The sequence below is a fragment of the Halorientalis salina genome, from assembly GCF_005049285.1.
Classification (GTDB): Archaea; Halobacteriota; Halobacteria; order Halobacteriales; family Haloarculaceae; genus Halorientalis; species Halorientalis salina.
In genome coordinates this window covers 423,430-438,647 of record NZ_SOSC01000002.1, presented here as the reverse complement: position 1 = coordinate 438,647, position 15,218 = coordinate 423,430, and the positions used below count along the sequence as shown (strand labels likewise).

14 protein-coding genes are annotated in these 15,218 nt (G+C 65.7%); 7 read left to right on the top strand and 7 right to left on the bottom strand.

The window, feature by feature from the left end; genetic code table 11:
- The first annotated feature begins 197 nt into the window (after positions 1-197).
- From thsA to E2481_RS06660, 3 genes are all read left to right on the top strand, one after another.
- On the top strand, positions 198-1,757 hold the full coding sequence (gene thsA, locus E2481_RS06670; protein ID WP_136716453.1) for a thermosome subunit alpha: 1,560 nt from the start codon (positions 198-200) through the stop codon (positions 1,755-1,757).
- Between the two features lie 236 nt (positions 1,758-1,993).
- Positions 1,994-2,344, top strand: a complete 351-nt coding sequence (locus E2481_RS06665) for a DUF7344 domain-containing protein (RefSeq protein ID WP_136716347.1) — start codon at positions 1,994-1,996, stop codon at positions 2,342-2,344.
- Between the two features lie 68 nt (positions 2,345-2,412).
- Positions 2,413-2,931 carry a CinA family protein gene (locus E2481_RS06660; RefSeq protein WP_136716346.1) on the top strand — a complete coding sequence of 173 codons (519 nt, stop codon included), beginning with the start codon at positions 2,413-2,415 and terminating at the stop codon, positions 2,929-2,931.
- A gap of 3 nt (positions 2,932-2,934) precedes the next feature.
- Here E2481_RS06660 and E2481_RS06655 read toward each other — a convergent pair whose 3' ends face one another.
- A complete protein-coding gene (locus E2481_RS06655) occupies positions 2,935-3,702 on the bottom strand; it encodes an SAM hydrolase/SAM-dependent halogenase family protein (protein ID WP_136716345.1) in 768 nt (255 codons plus the stop codon).
- Positions 3,699-4,211: a nicotinamide-nucleotide adenylyltransferase gene (locus E2481_RS06650; RefSeq protein WP_136716344.1), complete on the bottom strand. Its 513-nt coding sequence runs from the start codon at positions 4,209-4,211 to the stop codon at positions 3,699-3,701. Before E2481_RS06650 ends, E2481_RS06655 begins: the two co-directional genes overlap by 4 nt.
- Positions 4,212-4,374: 163 nt before the next feature.
- On the opposite strand from E2481_RS06650, the gene lonB reads away from it, so the two are divergent.
- Together lonB and E2481_RS06640 are read left to right on the top strand one after the other, a co-directional pair.
- A complete protein-coding gene (lonB, locus tag E2481_RS06645; protein ID WP_136716343.1) occupies positions 4,375-6,498 on the top strand; it encodes an ATP-dependent protease LonB in 2,124 nt (707 codons plus the stop codon).
- A gap of 3 nt (positions 6,499-6,501) precedes the next feature.
- Positions 6,502-7,497: a CPBP family intramembrane glutamic endopeptidase gene (locus E2481_RS06640; RefSeq protein WP_250137745.1), complete on the top strand. Its 996-nt coding sequence runs from the start codon at positions 6,502-6,504 to the stop codon at positions 7,495-7,497.
- 103 nt (positions 7,498-7,600) lie between these two features.
- Here the strand turns inward: E2481_RS06640 and E2481_RS06635 are convergent, their stop codons facing one another.
- Positions 7,601-8,734: a hypothetical protein gene (locus E2481_RS06635; protein WP_136716342.1), complete on the bottom strand. Its 1,134-nt coding sequence runs from the start codon at positions 8,732-8,734 to the stop codon at positions 7,601-7,603.
- A 286-nt stretch (positions 8,735-9,020) separates the two neighbouring features.
- On the opposite strand from E2481_RS06635, the gene E2481_RS06630 reads away from it, so the two are divergent.
- Positions 9,021-9,425: a hypothetical protein gene (locus E2481_RS06630; RefSeq protein WP_136716341.1), complete on the top strand. Its 405-nt coding sequence runs from the start codon at positions 9,021-9,023 to the stop codon at positions 9,423-9,425.
- Here E2481_RS06630 and E2481_RS06625 read toward each other — a convergent pair.
- The 3 genes from E2481_RS06625 to E2481_RS06615 all read right to left on the bottom strand — a co-directional run bounded on the left by E2481_RS06625 (position 9,422) and on the right by E2481_RS06615 (position 12,072).
- A complete protein-coding gene (locus E2481_RS06625) occupies positions 9,422-9,880 on the bottom strand; it encodes an MGMT family protein (protein ID WP_136716340.1) in 459 nt (152 codons plus the stop codon). The genes E2481_RS06630 and E2481_RS06625 overlap by 4 nt on opposite strands.
- Before the next feature lie 41 nt (positions 9,881-9,921).
- The gene (locus E2481_RS06620) at positions 9,922-10,647 is read right to left on the bottom strand and encodes a hypothetical protein (protein WP_136716339.1); all 726 of its coding nucleotides are present in this window, start codon (positions 10,645-10,647) and stop codon (positions 9,922-9,924) included.
- A 93-nt stretch (positions 10,648-10,740) separates the two neighbouring features.
- The gene (locus E2481_RS06615) at positions 10,741-12,072 is read right to left on the bottom strand and encodes an adenylosuccinate synthase (protein ID WP_136716338.1); all 1,332 of its coding nucleotides are present in this window, start codon (positions 12,070-12,072) and stop codon (positions 10,741-10,743) included.
- A 222-nt stretch (positions 12,073-12,294) separates the two neighbouring features.
- Between E2481_RS06615 and E2481_RS06610 the strand changes: the two genes are divergently transcribed.
- The gene (locus tag E2481_RS06610; protein ID WP_136716337.1) at positions 12,295-12,600 is read left to right on the top strand and encodes a hypothetical protein; all 306 of its coding nucleotides are present in this window, start codon (positions 12,295-12,297) and stop codon (positions 12,598-12,600) included.
- Here E2481_RS06610 and E2481_RS06605 read toward each other — a convergent pair.
- Entirely contained in the window at positions 12,597-14,951 is a 2,355-nt protein-coding gene (locus E2481_RS06605; protein WP_136716336.1) for a DUF7527 domain-containing protein, read from the bottom strand. The two genes, E2481_RS06610 and E2481_RS06605, sit on opposite strands and share 4 nt — an antisense overlap.
- Between the last annotated feature and the right edge of the window lie 267 nt (positions 14,952-15,218).

The window sequence follows — 15,218 nt, the reverse complement described above, 5'->3', positions numbered from 1 at the left end:
CCGTGCCATGGAGTGTCCCTGTAATAACGGTTGCTTCACGGCTCTCGCGAGCGTCCCGATCCTGTCCCGACTCGAACCAGAATCGGGCACCGGCGGGCCGATTCGTCTCCTGCCGTCGTCTCTCGGTTTCGTCGAATCAATAACTTTTATATAGAACCGCTTACCATCCTCTTATGACTATGTCTCAACAGCGACGGATGGGCGGCCAGCCCATGTTCATTCTCAACGAGGATTCCCAGCGGACGGAGGGGAAGGACGCACAGACATCGAACATCTCGGCCGGAAAGGCGATTTCGGAGTCCGTACGGACGACGCTCGGCCCGCGCGGGATGGACAAGATGCTCGTCTCCGACTCCGGCGACGTCGTCATCACGAACGACGGCGCGACCATCCTGGAGGAGATGGAGATCGAGCACCCCGCGGCCCAGATGATCGTCGAAGTCGCCCAGACCCAGGAGGAAGAAGTCGGTGACGGGACCACGACCGCCTCCGTGCTCGCGGGCGAACTCCTCAAGCAGGCCGAGGACCTGCTCGACGACGACGTTCACCCGACGACCATCGTCGAGGGCTATCACGAGGCCGCATCGCTGGCACAGGACGCCATCGACGCGGAAGTACTCGATGCCGACGTCGACGAGGAGACGCTCCGCAAAGTCGCGGAGACCTCCATGACCGGCAAGGGGACCGGCGACGTCGCCGCCGAGGACCTCGCCGAGACCGTCGTCGGGGCCATCCAGCACGTCGAAGCCGACGCCGGCGTCGTCCGGAACAACATCACCGTCCGGACCCAGACCGGCGGCTCCTCCTCCGCGACCGAACTCGTCGAAGGCGTCATCGTCGACGAGGAAGCGGCCCACGAGAACATGCCGCGCTCGGTCGAGAACGCAGCCATCGCCGTCGTCGACAACGACGTCGACCTCAAGGAGTCCTCCATCGACGCCGAGTACAACATCACCGAGGTCGACCAGCTCGACCAGGCCATCGAGGCCGAGGAGAAAGAGCTCCGTAGCTACGTCGACAAACTCGAAGACGTCGGCGCGAAGGTCGTCTTCGCCACCGGCGACATCGCCGACCGCGCGAAGGCCTTCCTCGCCAAGCGCGGCATCCTCGCCTTCGAGAGCGTCGGCGACGACGACGCGAAATCCATCGCGAACGCGACCGGTGCGTCCCGTGCCGGCTCCGTCGACGACCTCGAAGCGGCCGACCTCGGCGAGGCCGACGAGGTCAGCGTCGAGAAGTTCAGCGACGACGAACTCGCCTTCGTCGAGGGCGGCGCGGCCGCCGAAGCCGTCACCGTCTTCGCTCGCGGCGGCACCGAACACGTCACCGACGAACTGGAGCGGGCCCTCAACGACTCGCTCGACGTCGTGACGGCCGCCCTGGACCAGGGTGGCGTCGTCCCCGGCGCCGGCGCGACCGAGATCGCCGCCGCGGCCCACATCCGCGACGAGGCCGCCAGCATCGAGGGTCGCAAGCAGCTGGCCGTCGAGGCCTTCGCCGACGCCGTCGACGTGCTCCCGCGCACGCTCGCGGCCAACACCGGCATGGACCCCATCGACGCGCTGGTCGACCTCCGTTCGGAGTTCGAGAACGAGGGCATCGCCGGCCTCATCTCCGAGGGTCAGACCGGTATCGTCGGTAACCCCATCGAGTACGGCATCCTCGACCCCGCCGCTGTCAAGCAGGAAGCCGTCGAGTCCGCGACCGAGGCCGCGACGATGATCGTCCGCATCGACGACGTCATCGCGGCGGAGTGACCGACTGAGGGTAGCGAGGTCGCTTAGCGACCTCGAATTGCGAGCGGCGGAAGCCGCGAGCGTTTCATCTCGAAGCTGCACGAGCAGCGATCCACGCTGCGGAATAGGCCCCGAATCTCCGATTTTCTTTCGAGCGCGCAGTTCGGTCGGGAGCGACTGCTGTGTCCGTGCACGCCGATCTGTTCTTTTTCAGACAGCCGTGTCATCTACGTGCGTCGAGTGCCAAGATCGACGGTATGGCGAAAGTCGATTACCTCGTCGACGCGCTCGGCGCGTGGTCACGTCGGACGGTGTGTGCCTACCTCCTGTCACGCCCGGAAGACCTGTTCACGTTCGACGACCTGCTCACGCACCTGGTCACCGAGGCACGACTGGCTCCCGACGAGGTTCGCCCGGCATCGACGCGGCGAACGGACATGGGACGGCGACTCCACTACGAACACCTGCCGCGACTCGCGACCGTCGACGTCGTCGAGTACGACCGAGAGGCGAAACTCGTCAGGCCGGGCCCCGCGCTCGCGACGACCGAACGACTGGTTCCGGAACTCGCCGAGCAGCGTCTGGTGGACTCGGAACAGACGTCGTAATCGCACTCGCGGAGGACGCGTCCAGCCGCCACCGTCGCATTGATTGTCCGGCCCGACGGACCGGTGGTATGCGCAAGTTCGCTTCGAGTCCGCCGATCGAGGAGCGGGTCGGGGACCCGCTCCGGGAGACGGACGCGACGGTCGCCGTCGCCGAATCGTGTACCGGCGGGTTGATCGGGTCGCTGTTGACCGACGTGCCGGGGTCCTCGGACTACTTCGACCGCTCGGTGGCCACCTACTCCTACGACGCCAAGCGGCAACTGCTGGCGGTCGATCGAGGGGTCCTGGACGCCGAGGGCGCGGTCTCTGCACCGGTCGCCCGTCAGATGGCACAGGGGGTTCGGGACACCGCCGATACGACCTGGGGCGTCTCGACCACCGGAATTGCCGGGCCGGAGGGCGGCACCGACGAGAGACCGGTCGGGACCGTCTTCATCGGCGTGGCCTACGCCGGCGAGTGGGGGACCCAGTCCTCAACGACCGCCGCCGAGCGCTACGAGTTCGACGGCACCCGGCAGGAGATCAAAGAACGGATCGCTCGACGGGCGCTCGAAGACCTGCTCGACGCGGTCGAACAGCGGCGCTGACGGTTAGGAATCCAGCGCCAGCACGACCTCGTCACCGGCGCTCAGTCCGAACGCCTCCTCGCCCCGGCCGCGGTTGACCGCGAGTTCGACGTTACCGTGGCTGCCGACTGTCACCAGGCGCTCGCCGGCGTCGACGGCCGCGTACATCCGGCGGGCGGGGGCCTGCTCGTCGTTGACCGTGACCTGGCTCCCGAACCGGTCGGTCAGTACGTCGCCGGGGACGTTCGTAATCACGTTGCCGAAGCCGTCGACGACCAGCACCTCGCCGGTCGCTGTGTTTTCACCGACTCTCGGCTCCGGGAACCGCAGATTGACCACGTCCTCCGTGGGACTGAACTGCTCGGATTCCTGGAACGAGTCGACCCCAGCCTCGTGGACGCTCGCGGCCGCGGGCGCGAACACGTCCCGACCGTGGAACGTCGAACTCGCGGGGTCATCGACCGCGACGGTGAACGCCTCGAAGGAGTCGTCGGGGCCGAGTTCCCTCGCGACGGGGACGAGGACGCCGTTGTCGGGGCCGACCAGCGCGTGGTCGCCGGTCCGGAGCACGACGGCGTCGCGGTCGGTGCCCACCCCGGGGTCGACGACCACGAGGTGGACAGCCGGTGGGAAGTAGGGGAGGACCTCCCGAAGCCAGAACGCGCTCGCTCGCACGTCCTGTCGGGGAAAGTCGTGGGCGACGTCGACCAGGCGAGCGTCGCTCTCCTGGAGAATGACGCCTTTCATCGCGGCGGGGTAGGGGGTCCCGAAGTCCGAACTGAGGGTGATCATTCGCCGTCGACCGCGTCGACCCGCTGGATGCGCTCGACACCGTCGACCTCGCCGATCACGTCGACGACGGCGTCGGGAACGTACGGCTCCCACTCGCCACCGGCGATCATGCGCTCGCGGATCTCACTGCCCTTGAGTTTCTCGCGGTTGAACATCTCCGACTGTCTGACTTCGACGCCGGCCTCCTCGAACAACCGGACGACGAGCGGGTTGTTGGAGTAGGCTACGTCGAACCGCGGGGACATGCTCTGGACGTGACTGACCCACACCGAGTTGCGGTTCAGGTCCTCGATGGGTACGACGTAGGACGTGATGTCGAGTTCTTCGAGCGCTTTCGTCACCATCATCACGCGTTCGCCGGCGGTGAACGGGTTGCGCCTGGTGTGTGAGTCGCCGGCGCTCCCGATGCCGAGGACGACTTCGTCGACCGCTTCGGCGATCTGTTCGACCAGCGCGTGATGGCCGTCGTGGTACGGCTGGAAGCGACCGATGTAGAACCCCCGAGTCATACTGACACATGGACGAGGACTTTCTTAAAGGCGACGAGTCACCACTCGTGTACCAATCGGTCATGTGGCTGCCCTCTGGCGGTTCTACTGCCACTCTCGGTCCCGTGAGGGGAGAAAGTATATCAGTCGACAGCCCTTCGGTTCTGGCAACAGCAACGGTTCTATGAGCAACGATACGGACACTGACGACGACCCCCAGGACGGGGCGAGTGATGCCATCACGGATGTCGAGGAAGACGCGACGGAGGAGCACGACGACCGCTCCTCCGAACTCGTCGACGACACCGGTGGCGACGAGACAACAGACGAACCGGACGTCCCCGAGGGCAACCGCGGGACCCTCGACGATCTCGGCAGCGACGTCGAGATCGAAGCCGAGGTCGACGAGGAGGTCGCAGAGGACGACATCCTCGGCGGGCTCAAGGTGGAGTCGACCCATGACATCAAGGTCCCGGACCGGCTGGTCGATCAGGTGATCGGGCAGGACCACGCTCGGGACATCGTCAAGAAGGCGGCCAAGCAGCGCCGCCACGTGATGATGATCGGGTCGCCCGGGACCGGCAAGTCCATGCTGGCCAAAGCGATGAGCCAGCTGCTCCCCAAAGAGGAGCTCCAGGACGTTCTCGTCTATCACAACCCCGACGACGGTAACGAGCCGAAAGTACGTACGGTCCCCGCCGGCAAGGGGGACCAGATCGTCGACGCCCACAAGGAGGAAGCCCGCAAGCGCAACCAGATGCGCAGCTTCCTCATGTGGATCATCATCGCCATCGTCATCGGCTACGCCCTGCTGATCGTCCAGCAACCCCTGCTGGGCATCCTGGCTGCCGGTGTCATCTACCTCGCGTTCCGCTACGGGTCGCGGGGCAACGACGCGATGATCCCGAACCTGCTCGTCAACAACGCCGAGCAGAAGACCGCGCCCTTCGAGGACGCGACCGGTGCCCACGCCGGTGCGCTGCTGGGCGACGTTCGCCACGACCCCTTCCAGTCCGGCGGGATGGAAACCCCGAGCCACGACCGCGTGGAACCGGGTGCCATCCACAAGGCCAACAAGGGCGTGCTGTTCGTCGACGAGATCAACACCCTGGACATCCGCAGCCAGCAGAAGCTGATGACGGCCATCCAGGAAGGGAAGTTCTCGATCACGGGCCAGTCCGAGCGCTCCTCGGGCGCGATGGTCCAGACCGAACCCGTCCCGTGTGACTTCATCATGATCGCGGCCGGGAACCTGGACGCGATGGAGAACATGCACCCCGCACTCCGCTCCCGTATCAAGGGGTACGGGTACGAGGTGTACATGGACGACACCATCGAGGACGAGGCCGAGATGCGCCGGAAGTACGCCCGGTTCGTCGCTCAAGAGGTCGAGAAGGACGGTCGCCTGCCCCACTTCGACGAGGAGGCCGTCGAGGAGGTCATCCTCGAAGCCCGGCGTCGCGCCGGTCGGAAGGGCCACCTCACGCTGAAACTGCGCGACCTCGGTGGACTGGTCCGGGTCGCTGGCGACATCGCTCGCGCCGAGGACAAGGAGTACACCACCCGGGAGGACGTCCTCCAGGCCAAGCGCCGCAGCCGCTCCATCGAACAGCAGCTGGCGGACAACTACATCGAGCGCCGCAAGGACTACGAGCTCACCGTCGCACAGGGCGACGTGATCGGCCGGGTCAACGGCCTCGCCGTGATGGGCGAGGACTCCGGGATCGTCCTGCCCGTGATGGCCGAGGTCACGCCCTCGCAGGGCGCTGGCGAGGTCATCGCCACCGGGCAGCTAAAGGAGATGGCCCAGGAGGCAGTCCAGAACGTCTCGGCGATCATCAAGAAGTTCTCCGACGAGGACATCACCGAACGGGACGTTCACATCCAGTTCGTCCAGGCCGGCGAGGGCGGCGTCGACGGCGACTCCGCTTCCATCACGGTCGCGACCGCGGTGATCTCGGCGCTGGAAGAAGTGCCCGTCGAGCAGAACCTCGCGATGACCGGCTCGCTGTCGGTCCGGGGCGACGTGTTGCCCGTCGGGGGCGTGACCCACAAGATCGAGGCCGCAGCCAAGTCCGGCCTCGAACAGGTCATCATCCCGAAGGCCAACGAGCAGGACGTCATGATCGAGGAGGAGTACGAGGAGATGATCGAGATCATCCCCGTCTCCCACATCAGCGAGGTCCTGGAGGTCGCGCTGGCGGGCGAACCCGAGAAGGACTCGCTGGTCGATCGCCTCAAGAACATCACCGGGTCGGCCCTGGATCGCCAGGTCGGCGCGGGTAGCGGCAGTCCGAGCCCGCAGTAAGCCGTGACCCAGTGGGCGACGTCCGCGTTGCGGGTCGCGACCGACCCCGCTGGGGCCGACTGGGCGCTGTTCGTCGGCCTGACCGGCGTCGTTCTCACGCTCTTTCTCACGCTTGCTCGGCTCTCACAGTCGGCGGTCCGTGACGACGTCGACCCGCCGGGACGACTGGCGACGGTGTCGACCGAGGAGTCAGACGCGTCGCCCGCCGGCCCGGACGACGCGGACGAGACAATGCCCAACGCGGACGGGACGACGCCCGACACCAACGGAGCGACGGCTGTGGACGACGTCGAACTCGCCGACTCGGCGGCGCCGTTCGACGCGGAACGTCTCGACGGGTCGTCCGGGACGGCCCGGGAGACGGCGACTGCAGAAGCCGACGACGAGGCCGGCGACCTCTCGGCGGGTGCACTGCTGATCAACGTCGTGTTCACGCAGGGGCTGTTCGGTGGTCTCCTGCTCTTGGCGGCGTGGTACACGGAGATCCCGGCGTGGGCGTTCGGCCTCACTGCCGAACCGCTGAGTACCGGTCTCCCGGCGGTGCTCGTCGGCGCGGCGCTCGGCGTCGGACTGTACGTCGTCAACGAACTCGGCGCGGCCGGCGCGGACTCGATGGGCGTCGAGTACGACGAGCGACTCCGGAGCATGCTCGCGCCGGACACGGCGGCCGGGTGGGTGGTCCTGTTCGTCCTCGTCTTGCCGATCATCGCCGGCGTCGAGGAGTTCGTCTTCCGAGCGGCGGTCATCGGTGCGACGACGGCCGGCTTCGGCACTTCGCCGTGGGCGCTGGCCGTCGTCTCCTCGCTGGCCTTTGCGCTCGGACACGGCGCACAGGGGAAACTGGGCATCGTCGTGACCGGTGGCCTCGGGTTCGTACTCGCGAGCGCCTTCATCGTGACGGGGAGTTTCCTGGTCGTGTTCGTCGCCCACTACCTGGTGAACGCCCTGGAGTTCGCGGTCCACGAACTGCTGGGCATCGACTGGGCGGGATCGAACTGACGAGTCATCGGTCGGTAGTTGCCTGGGACAGGCAGTACATCGGCTAGAGCTAATAGATCAACACGGAAAAACCCTCAAAAATTTTCAATATGAACTCTGGTTCCTACGAACTGCCAGTCGGACTCGATTCCCCAGCACTCCCGCTAGAGCCACCGGTTTCCGGCGCGGACGCGGTTTCGGAACTCCAGGCCATGCCCGCACTGTAGAGGGACGCTCCATCATCGGTCGTGATGGACACCGATACCGGACTGGTCACGGGATCGACAGTCCCCGCAGTCGGACGGTCCGCAGTCAACTGGAGCGATCCAGTTGTCGCGTCGATATACGCGTACCGGGTGTCTCCGGCCATAAGCGACGTATCGAGGGTCGCCGTGCTGGTCGTGTTGTTCGAGGTGACACTGATGGTGGTGTTGCTCGGGACGTGATCGCCACCCTCGTTTCGGACAACGAGATACGAACTGTTCTCGACGTCCACGTTGAGTTGTGTCTGCAGTGTCGCACCCGCTGGCACGTCGTCGAACCAGTCCGGCTTGGCCACACGGTCGACGCCCGTCCGGAGCAGTTCGTAGCTGTACGATCCACTCTCTTCCTCGGTGGTCGCGGAGACTGTGAGGCTCTGAATCAGTCCGGACTCTCTAACGACGAGACGGCCATCGAGTGAACTGACGTTCGTGAGCGGACCGTGACTGTCAGTCGGTGTGACGAACGTATCGGCAGTGAACACGACGGTCCCGTTGCCGGTCGACTCGTTGGCTACCGTGAAGTTCCCGGCTGCGAGATAGTCTTCGACTGCCACAAGGACGTTCAAACGGTCGTCACGGCGGTCGGTCGTCCGGTAATTGTACTCCCCATCGTAGCTCGTTCGGATGACTCGCGTCGTTTCGTTACTCCAGATATCGGCGTCGACCGTGTCGTCGCCCGCGGATTGTAACCCCGTGAGTTGGTACGTCGTGAGACCCGCTCCGACCACGAGGTCAACCGTCGACTGACTGGATGGCCCATCCCGACGAATCTGGACTGCACCCCCAGTCTCGGTCAGGCTCGCCTCGTTTGCCCGTGCCAACGCCGTCGCGTTCGTGAGCGTTCCATCCGAGATACCGGGAATGTTCTCACTCGAAACGGTGGCCGTTCCATTGCTGTCCATCGGGTCGGTCGTCGTCTCTGTTCCTGGTCCGCCCAGACACCCCGCAAGCACGACTGCTGTGAGGGCGACGAGAACGAGTGTTCGTCGTGTCATACGTCCTGTTTCGACAGCACTGGTGAAAGTACCTGAGAAAGGTCAAACGGCCATTTGTGTGTACATCCCCCAGACATCGGCACGTAAAAACGTCGACCGCCTACCTGCGCGATTCGGTTTTTGTGGATTTTGCGACCAGTGGGTTGCGGGCCGCCGCCCGGCAACCTCGTACCGTGGCGGCTGCGCCGCCACGCAGTTCCCACAGCGATACGACACATTGCGAGGAACCCCGCAGTAAAAAACTGGGAGCCGAACGGTTTTATGCCACTGGCGGTCACGGACGGGTATGGACGTTCACGCGGCGGTCACGAGCAGGCGGACACGGCTCGCGTTTCTCCTGGCCGCGCTCGCGATCTACGGTGGGCTGATGGGCTACGGCGCGTTTGCGAACAGTCCGACCGCGTTCGCGCTCGCGCAGGTCCACGTGGGGGTGGTGCTGGTGGTCGCTATCGGGTTCGGGGTCGCGGTCAAAGGGACCCGAACGAACCTGCTCGCCGTCTCGGCGACTGGATATCTGCTGGCAGGGCTGGCCTTCGGGTACGCCGGACTGGCTGCGCTCGGCGTCGTGCCCGCGTATCCGCTGCTGGAGCCGGCCGGTGACGTGGCGCTGTTCATCGCCCTCGGTGCGTACCTCTACCAGCGCCACGTCGGCGAGGATGGGGCCGGTTCGAACGCGACGCCCGACGACTAGAGCCCTTCGATCGACCGGAGTTTCTGTGCGACCTCGGCCGGGGCGGCGCTCGGGCCGTCGCGGACGCGATGGTCGGGGATCAACAGCGGAGCGGGATTGTTCTGGAGCGCCTCGCGAACGAGTCGCTGGTCGTCCTCGCTCTCCGGGTCGAGACCGGGGGCCATACTCGTGATCTTCTCGACGCCGATCTGGGTGCCGTAGGGGATGCCACGTACTGTCTCCAGAACCTCCCGCTGGTCGGTCGGGACCGTCAGCGCCACGGTGACGTCGGTGAAGTCCTCCTCGACGCCTTCCAGGTAGGCCTCGATGCGGTCGAGCAACTCGTGGTCGGCCTCGGCGTCGTCCTCGGGGGTCCGCGGAAAGGAAACCGAGATGACACGGCCCTGTGCGATCCCGACCTGAACGGCACAGTCGAGAAGCGGGGAGTCACGCGCGTAGATGCCGGCGTCGTCCATACCGGACAGTCCAGCGATGCGGTCTTGAGGGTTTCGGCGGCTCAGAATTGCACGACTTCCGTGCCGTCGAGCGAGTCTGGCACGGTGAGTCGGATCGTCGTCGCGACCCCGGCGGCAGTCACGAGCTGGAGGGAGGCCATCTCACCTTCGCCCAGCCCGTGCTGTTTGATGGTTGTCTCGTCGGTCACCGGCGTCGAATACGCCTCGCTGATCGCGTTCCCCGACTCGGCGGCGCCGATGTCGATGACGAGCCGCGCTCTGTCGGCTTCGCTGTTGATGACCGGGGCATCGCCGTCTGCGAGCGATCCGTCTTCGTCTTCGAGCGCCTCGTACGCGAACGATCCACTGTCGCCACCGTCGACCCGCTCGTACACGATCGTTTCCTGGTCCGTCTCGTCGACCCACTGGATCGTCACGTTCGACAGATCGATGTCCCCGGTCCCTTGGGCCTTCGTCACGACCAGCTCCACGGCACCGATCGCTGTGTCCCCGTCGGCGTCGGTCTTCCGGCCGATGGCCTGTACGACCTGAAAGCGACTGAGCGCTCCCTCGCCGCCCCTCTGTTCGGTTTCCGTTGATCCGTTCTCGAATGGTCCGTCCGCGCTATCGGTCGTTCGGGGTCCCGCCGAGGTGGTCTCTTCCTCGTCGGCGTCCGGGTCTTCGCCGTCGTCCTCACTGTCCGACTCGGACGAGAGCGCATTGCACCCGGCGAACCCCAGTGCCACCAGCGCCGATCCCGTCCGCAGTACTGTCCGTCGACGTGTCATGTTCGAACGGTCACTCTGGGAGACAAAATACTGCCGGTACGAAAGGGGGAGTCGGCCCCGGACAGCCGGCAATGGGGCAGTCGTCGGCCCGATTTAGCGGTCGAACGGTCGTTCGAGGACGATCGTCTCCGAGCGGTTCGGACCCACGCCGACCGCGTAGATCGGTGTGTCCAACTCCTCGCTGATGTAGTCGAGGTACTCGCGTGCGTTCTCCGGGATGGCCTCGTAGCCCTCGGCGGCGGTCGCCTCCCAGTCGACCTCGGGCCAGCCGTCGAAGGTGCGGAGGTTCGGCTCGCAGTCGCCCCACCGCTCGGTGGTCGGGGGCATCGTGAACACTTCCTCGCCGTCGAGCGTGTAGGAGTGACCGACGTTCACCTCGTCGAGCCCGGCCAGCACGTCGAGGTGGTTGACCGCCAGACCAGTAAAGCCGCTCGCGCGGGTGGCGTGGCGGAGCATCGGCATGTCGAGCCAGCCGACCCGGCGCGGGCGACCGGTGACGGTGCCGTACTCGCCACCCTCTTCGCGAATGTAGTGGGCGAGATCCTCCGATTCCTCGTCGCCTTTCAGCTCCGTCGGGAGCGGACCCGTGCCGACACGGGAGAGGTAGGCCTTGACGATGCCGATGATTTCGCCCTGGCCGATCGTCGTTGGACCGATGCCGGTGCCGGTACAGGCGCCCCCGGCGGTCGGGTTCGAGGAGGTGACGTAGGGATAGATACCGTGATCGATGTCGATAGAGGTGCCCTGTGCGCCCTCGAACATCACGTTCTCGTCGTCGTCGAGCCGCGACTGGATGAACTCGCCGGCGTTGACGGCCATGTCGTTCTCGCGGAGACGGCGGCCGTACTCGGAGAACTCCTCGAAGAGCGCGTCGACGTCGAACTCCTCGCCGGCCTCCATCCCGTAGATGTCCTCGACGATGGCGCGGTTGTACGGGACGACGTACTCAAGGCGCTCGCGGAGCACGTCGGGGTCGAGTAGGTCGCCGATGCGGATGCCGCGGCGGCCGACCTTGTCCTCGTAGGTGGGGCCGATCCCGCGACCGGTCGTGCCGGCTTCGAGGTCCGAATCGCTCTTTGCCTCTTCCTCGATCCCGTCGAGCACCCGGTGGTACGGGAGGATCGCGTGTGCGCGCTGTGCGACGCGAACGTCGGGGTCGAGCCCGCGATCGCGCAGGCCGTCGATCTCGTCGAAGAGCGTCCGTGGGTTCACGACGCAGCCGTTGCCCAGCAGGCCGACCTTCCCGCGGATGGCCCCGCTGGGGACCAACGACAGTTTGTATTCCTCGTCGCCCTCGACGACGGTGTGGCCGGCGTTGTCGCCGCCCTGATAGCGGACGACGATGTCGACGGCGTCGCCGTAGAGGTCGACGATGCCGCCTTTTCCCTCGTCGCCGAGTTGCGACCCAACGATGGTTACGGTCATCACCGGCGTTTACGCCCACCGTGATAAACAGATTACGGTCGCTTCGCCCGTCCGAACGAACCACCGGAGAACGTGGCTCTCACGGGTCACTTCCTGCGAAGCGGTCTGTCGACGTATCACAAACGTTTATCACATCGCCCGTCGAACCTGTGTATTCAGGCAGTTCTTTAAGTCGACCCGACAGCAACCTTTAAAACCCGCGAACACAAGTTAACAATTGCCATGATAGACAGGCTTGAGAAGGAAGTCGATATGCTCGAGCGCCATCTCCAGGTCCTCAGGATGGTAATCGAGAACGAGCCTATCGGCATCGTGAAGATGTCGAACGAGACGGGCTACCCGCATCACAAGGTTCGCTACTCGCTGCGCGTGCTCGAAGAGGAGAACCTCATCGAGCCGTCCAGTCAGGGAGCGATCACGACCGAACAGACATCCGAGTTCGTCGACGATCTGGACGAGAAGATCAACCACATCATCGACAAACTCGACGACATGAAAATCGAAGACGTCGCGGAAATCGAAGGCTAGAGTTCCGGCACCGAGAGCTCGAACTGGCCATCGAGGAACTGGACGAGGCAGAGATGGAACCCGTCTTTTCGCGATAGTTTCACGAAACTCGCTCGCTTGTCCCTGCTGAGCAGCCCGCTTCCAGTCGCGTCCTCGGCCGCTTCCATCGCTTCCGGCTCGAAGAAACTCGACGTGACGAAGAAGGCCCCGGCCAGCGACTCCTTGGACTCGCCGACCCGCTGTGCGGCGGTGATGAGCGTCTCCATCATCGACTGGCTCGCCGGCTGGCGCGACTCGTTCATGTTCGCCACCGCCAGCGGGTTCCCCATCCGGTCCCGGAGCACCACGTCGAACTGCTCCTGACTACGCTGTTCCTGCCCCTCTTCCTCGTAGACAACGCTGATCGACCCGTTGAGCTCCGCCCGATCCACGTCGGGAATCGCCTCGTAGAGGTCGCTCAACGCTCCCTCGTGGCCCGTGTCCCGGATCTCGTAGGGCAACACCCGGATGGCCCACTCGACGAACTTGTACTGGAGGGTGCCGTGGAGGAACTCCCCGAAGGGCTCGCCGTTGACGGCCACGTCCTCGGCGTCGAACTGCGTGTGGTGTTGGATGTCGAGGTTGTCGTTCACCGCCGTCGGCTCCGCGTTGCCCTTGTAAGCGGCTTCCAGCGTCGCGGCCCCCTTCGAGTCGTAGCGGACGAACAGATTGGTCCCGTCGATGACCTCGCCCGGACCCATCCGACGACGGTCCGCGACTGACTCGCCGCCCTCCTCGGTCCGGAGTTCGTTGACCCGGCCTTCGAGTTGCTCGACGCGCTCTTCGAGTTCGTCCCGCTCGGCTCGCACGTCTTCGAGTTGCGCTTCGAGGTCGTCGCGTTCGCCCGCCACGTCGTCGAGTTCCGATTCGAGTCGCTCGATCTCCTCCTCGCGGTCGGCCAGCTCGGCTTCGAGTTGCCCCGCGTCGGGACCGCCCTCGGCGCTCGTTGCCGCGCCGTCGGACTGGGTTCTCGCCCCGTCAGAGCGGCCCGGCTGTGACTGCCCCGAGCCCTCGACCGGTGACTGGGTGCGCGCGGCTTCCGACGATTGCTGGCGCGCGGTGCTCGACTGTTGTTGCCGTGCCGCTGGACCCTGCTGTTGCGGGGCGCTGTCCGTGGGTTTGGCCCCGCCCATCGCCGGTTCCGGCCCGTGATCGGGTGCCGACCCGGAACTCCCCTCGTCGCTCGGCGTGCTCGTCCGATCGGGATCGAGCGACGGAATCGACCGCGTTTCGAGCCCGCCGACGGCATCGGAGCGCCCCGACGCACCGGCGGCGTCCCGCTGGCTGCCCTCGATCCCCGTCGATCCGGTCGCCGGCGGTTCGGACTGGCTCGCCGGCTGGCCAGCGTTCCGCTCGACCCCCTGTGACCCCGGCGACGAACCGCCCTGTTGGCCCGTCTGGGGCTGCTGGTCGGCTTTCGGCTGCTGGCTGGCTTCACGCCGCGAGGCCGCCTCCGTCGGTGCCTGCTGTCTGTCTCCGTCGTCCCGAGACCGGCCGGACCGACCGTCTCGACCCTGCCGGCTTCCCGACCGGTTCTGGCGAGCGTCCGCACCCGCCTCGGTCGTCGCCCCGCCGGTCTCAGTCGTCGACGTCTCCGCTGAATCAGGCGACATTGATTCGGTCTCGGAATCGTCGGTCGCGGCCCCCGACGCATCGGTTTCGGTACTCGAATCGTCCGCGTCGCCCTCGTCGCTGTCGTCGGTGTCTGCGTCGGCGATCGGATCGTCGTCGGACTCGTCGGCGTCGGTGGCTGCGGGTGCACCCGATCCGGTCCCACCCGAAGCCGACCCTGTGGGCTCCGGAATCTCGATGACCTCGATGTCGACCGGTTTGACCTCGTAGATGCCGACCTCGCCCTGGGTTCGGTCGAAGGCCTCGTCCTCGGTGAGCAGTTGGCTGCTCTCCCCGACCCACGCGACGTTCATCGAGCGGCCCTGGTGGTAGACGATGTAGTAGTCGCCCGATAGGACGTTCTCGGAGAGTTCGACGAACCCGGTGAAGTTCCCGTCGGTCAGCGTCCGATCGACTTCCGAGATGGGGGTCTCTTCCGTGTAGTACTGTGCGCGAACCTCGTCGCTCCGTTCCTGCATGACTGCGAGCAGCGGGAGAGCCGGGGAGGGTGCCTCGTGGACGGTGCCCGACGCGCCCTCGAAGTCCTCGACGTCGCCCTCGAGAACGCCGACTACCTTGCCTTTGGTCATGCACAGTCGCGTCGGTCCTGCCGTCACGATGCCGGAAAAGCCCTCGTCCGACAGGTCCTGCAGGCCACGGTAGCCACCGGAAAACGACCGCGAGCTCCAGTTCCCGACCTGGTCGACCGTGCGTGTCGTCATTGGTATCCACAAGTCCCATGCGGTCCAAATACTTTGCGGGCCTAAGCCCTCGCCGGGCCTGGCGGCCCGCCTCGCCCTTAGTATTCCGCCAGGTCGATCCCCACAAGGGGGTTCCGCGGTCGCGTGGTACGCGACACGCGGGCCGTGTGCGGCCCATCAACGGGCCGCGTGACCTGCAAAATAGGCGATACAGCATCCACCCGCGGCCGAGATGGCCGCGGGAGTGCCGCCACACCTCCCCAGGACGCTGGCAGAAACGCCAGCGTC

Bases quoted from the DNA above. Each gene is read 5' to 3' on its own strand.
- E2481_RS06650 (WP_136716344.1), bottom strand. From the start codon at position 4,211: ATGACTCGGGGGTTCTACATCGGTCGCTTCCAGCCGTACCACGACGGC.
- lonB (WP_136716343.1), top strand. From the start codon at position 4,375: ATGAGCAACGATACGGACACTGACGACGACCCCCAGGACGGGGCGAGT.
- E2481_RS06605 (WP_136716336.1), bottom strand. From the start codon at position 14,951: ATGACGACACGCACGGTCGACCAGGTCGGGAACTGGAGCTCGCGGTCG.
- E2481_RS06655 (WP_136716345.1), bottom strand. From the start codon at position 3,702: ATGATCACCCTCAGTTCGGACTTCGGGACCCCCTACCCCGCCGCGATG.
- E2481_RS06665 (WP_136716347.1), top strand. From the start codon at position 1,994: ATGGCGAAAGTCGATTACCTCGTCGACGCGCTCGGCGCGTGGTCACGT.
- E2481_RS06660 (WP_136716346.1), top strand. From the start codon at position 2,413: ATGCGCAAGTTCGCTTCGAGTCCGCCGATCGAGGAGCGGGTCGGGGAC.
- E2481_RS06620 (WP_136716339.1), bottom strand. From the start codon at position 10,647: ATGACACGTCGACGGACAGTACTGCGGACGGGATCGGCGCTGGTGGCA.
- E2481_RS06615 (WP_136716338.1), bottom strand. From the start codon at position 12,072: ATGACCGTAACCATCGTTGGGTCGCAACTCGGCGACGAGGGAAAAGGC.
- E2481_RS06610 (WP_136716337.1), top strand. From the start codon at position 12,295: ATGATAGACAGGCTTGAGAAGGAAGTCGATATGCTCGAGCGCCATCTC.
- thsA (WP_136716453.1), top strand. From the start codon at position 198: ATGGGCGGCCAGCCCATGTTCATTCTCAACGAGGATTCCCAGCGGACG.
- E2481_RS06625 (WP_136716340.1), bottom strand. From the start codon at position 9,880: ATGGACGACGCCGGCATCTACGCGCGTGACTCCCCGCTTCTCGACTGT.
- E2481_RS06635 (WP_136716342.1), bottom strand. From the start codon at position 8,734: ATGACACGACGAACACTCGTTCTCGTCGCCCTCACAGCAGTCGTGCTT.
- E2481_RS06630 (WP_136716341.1), top strand. From the start codon at position 9,021: ATGGACGTTCACGCGGCGGTCACGAGCAGGCGGACACGGCTCGCGTTT.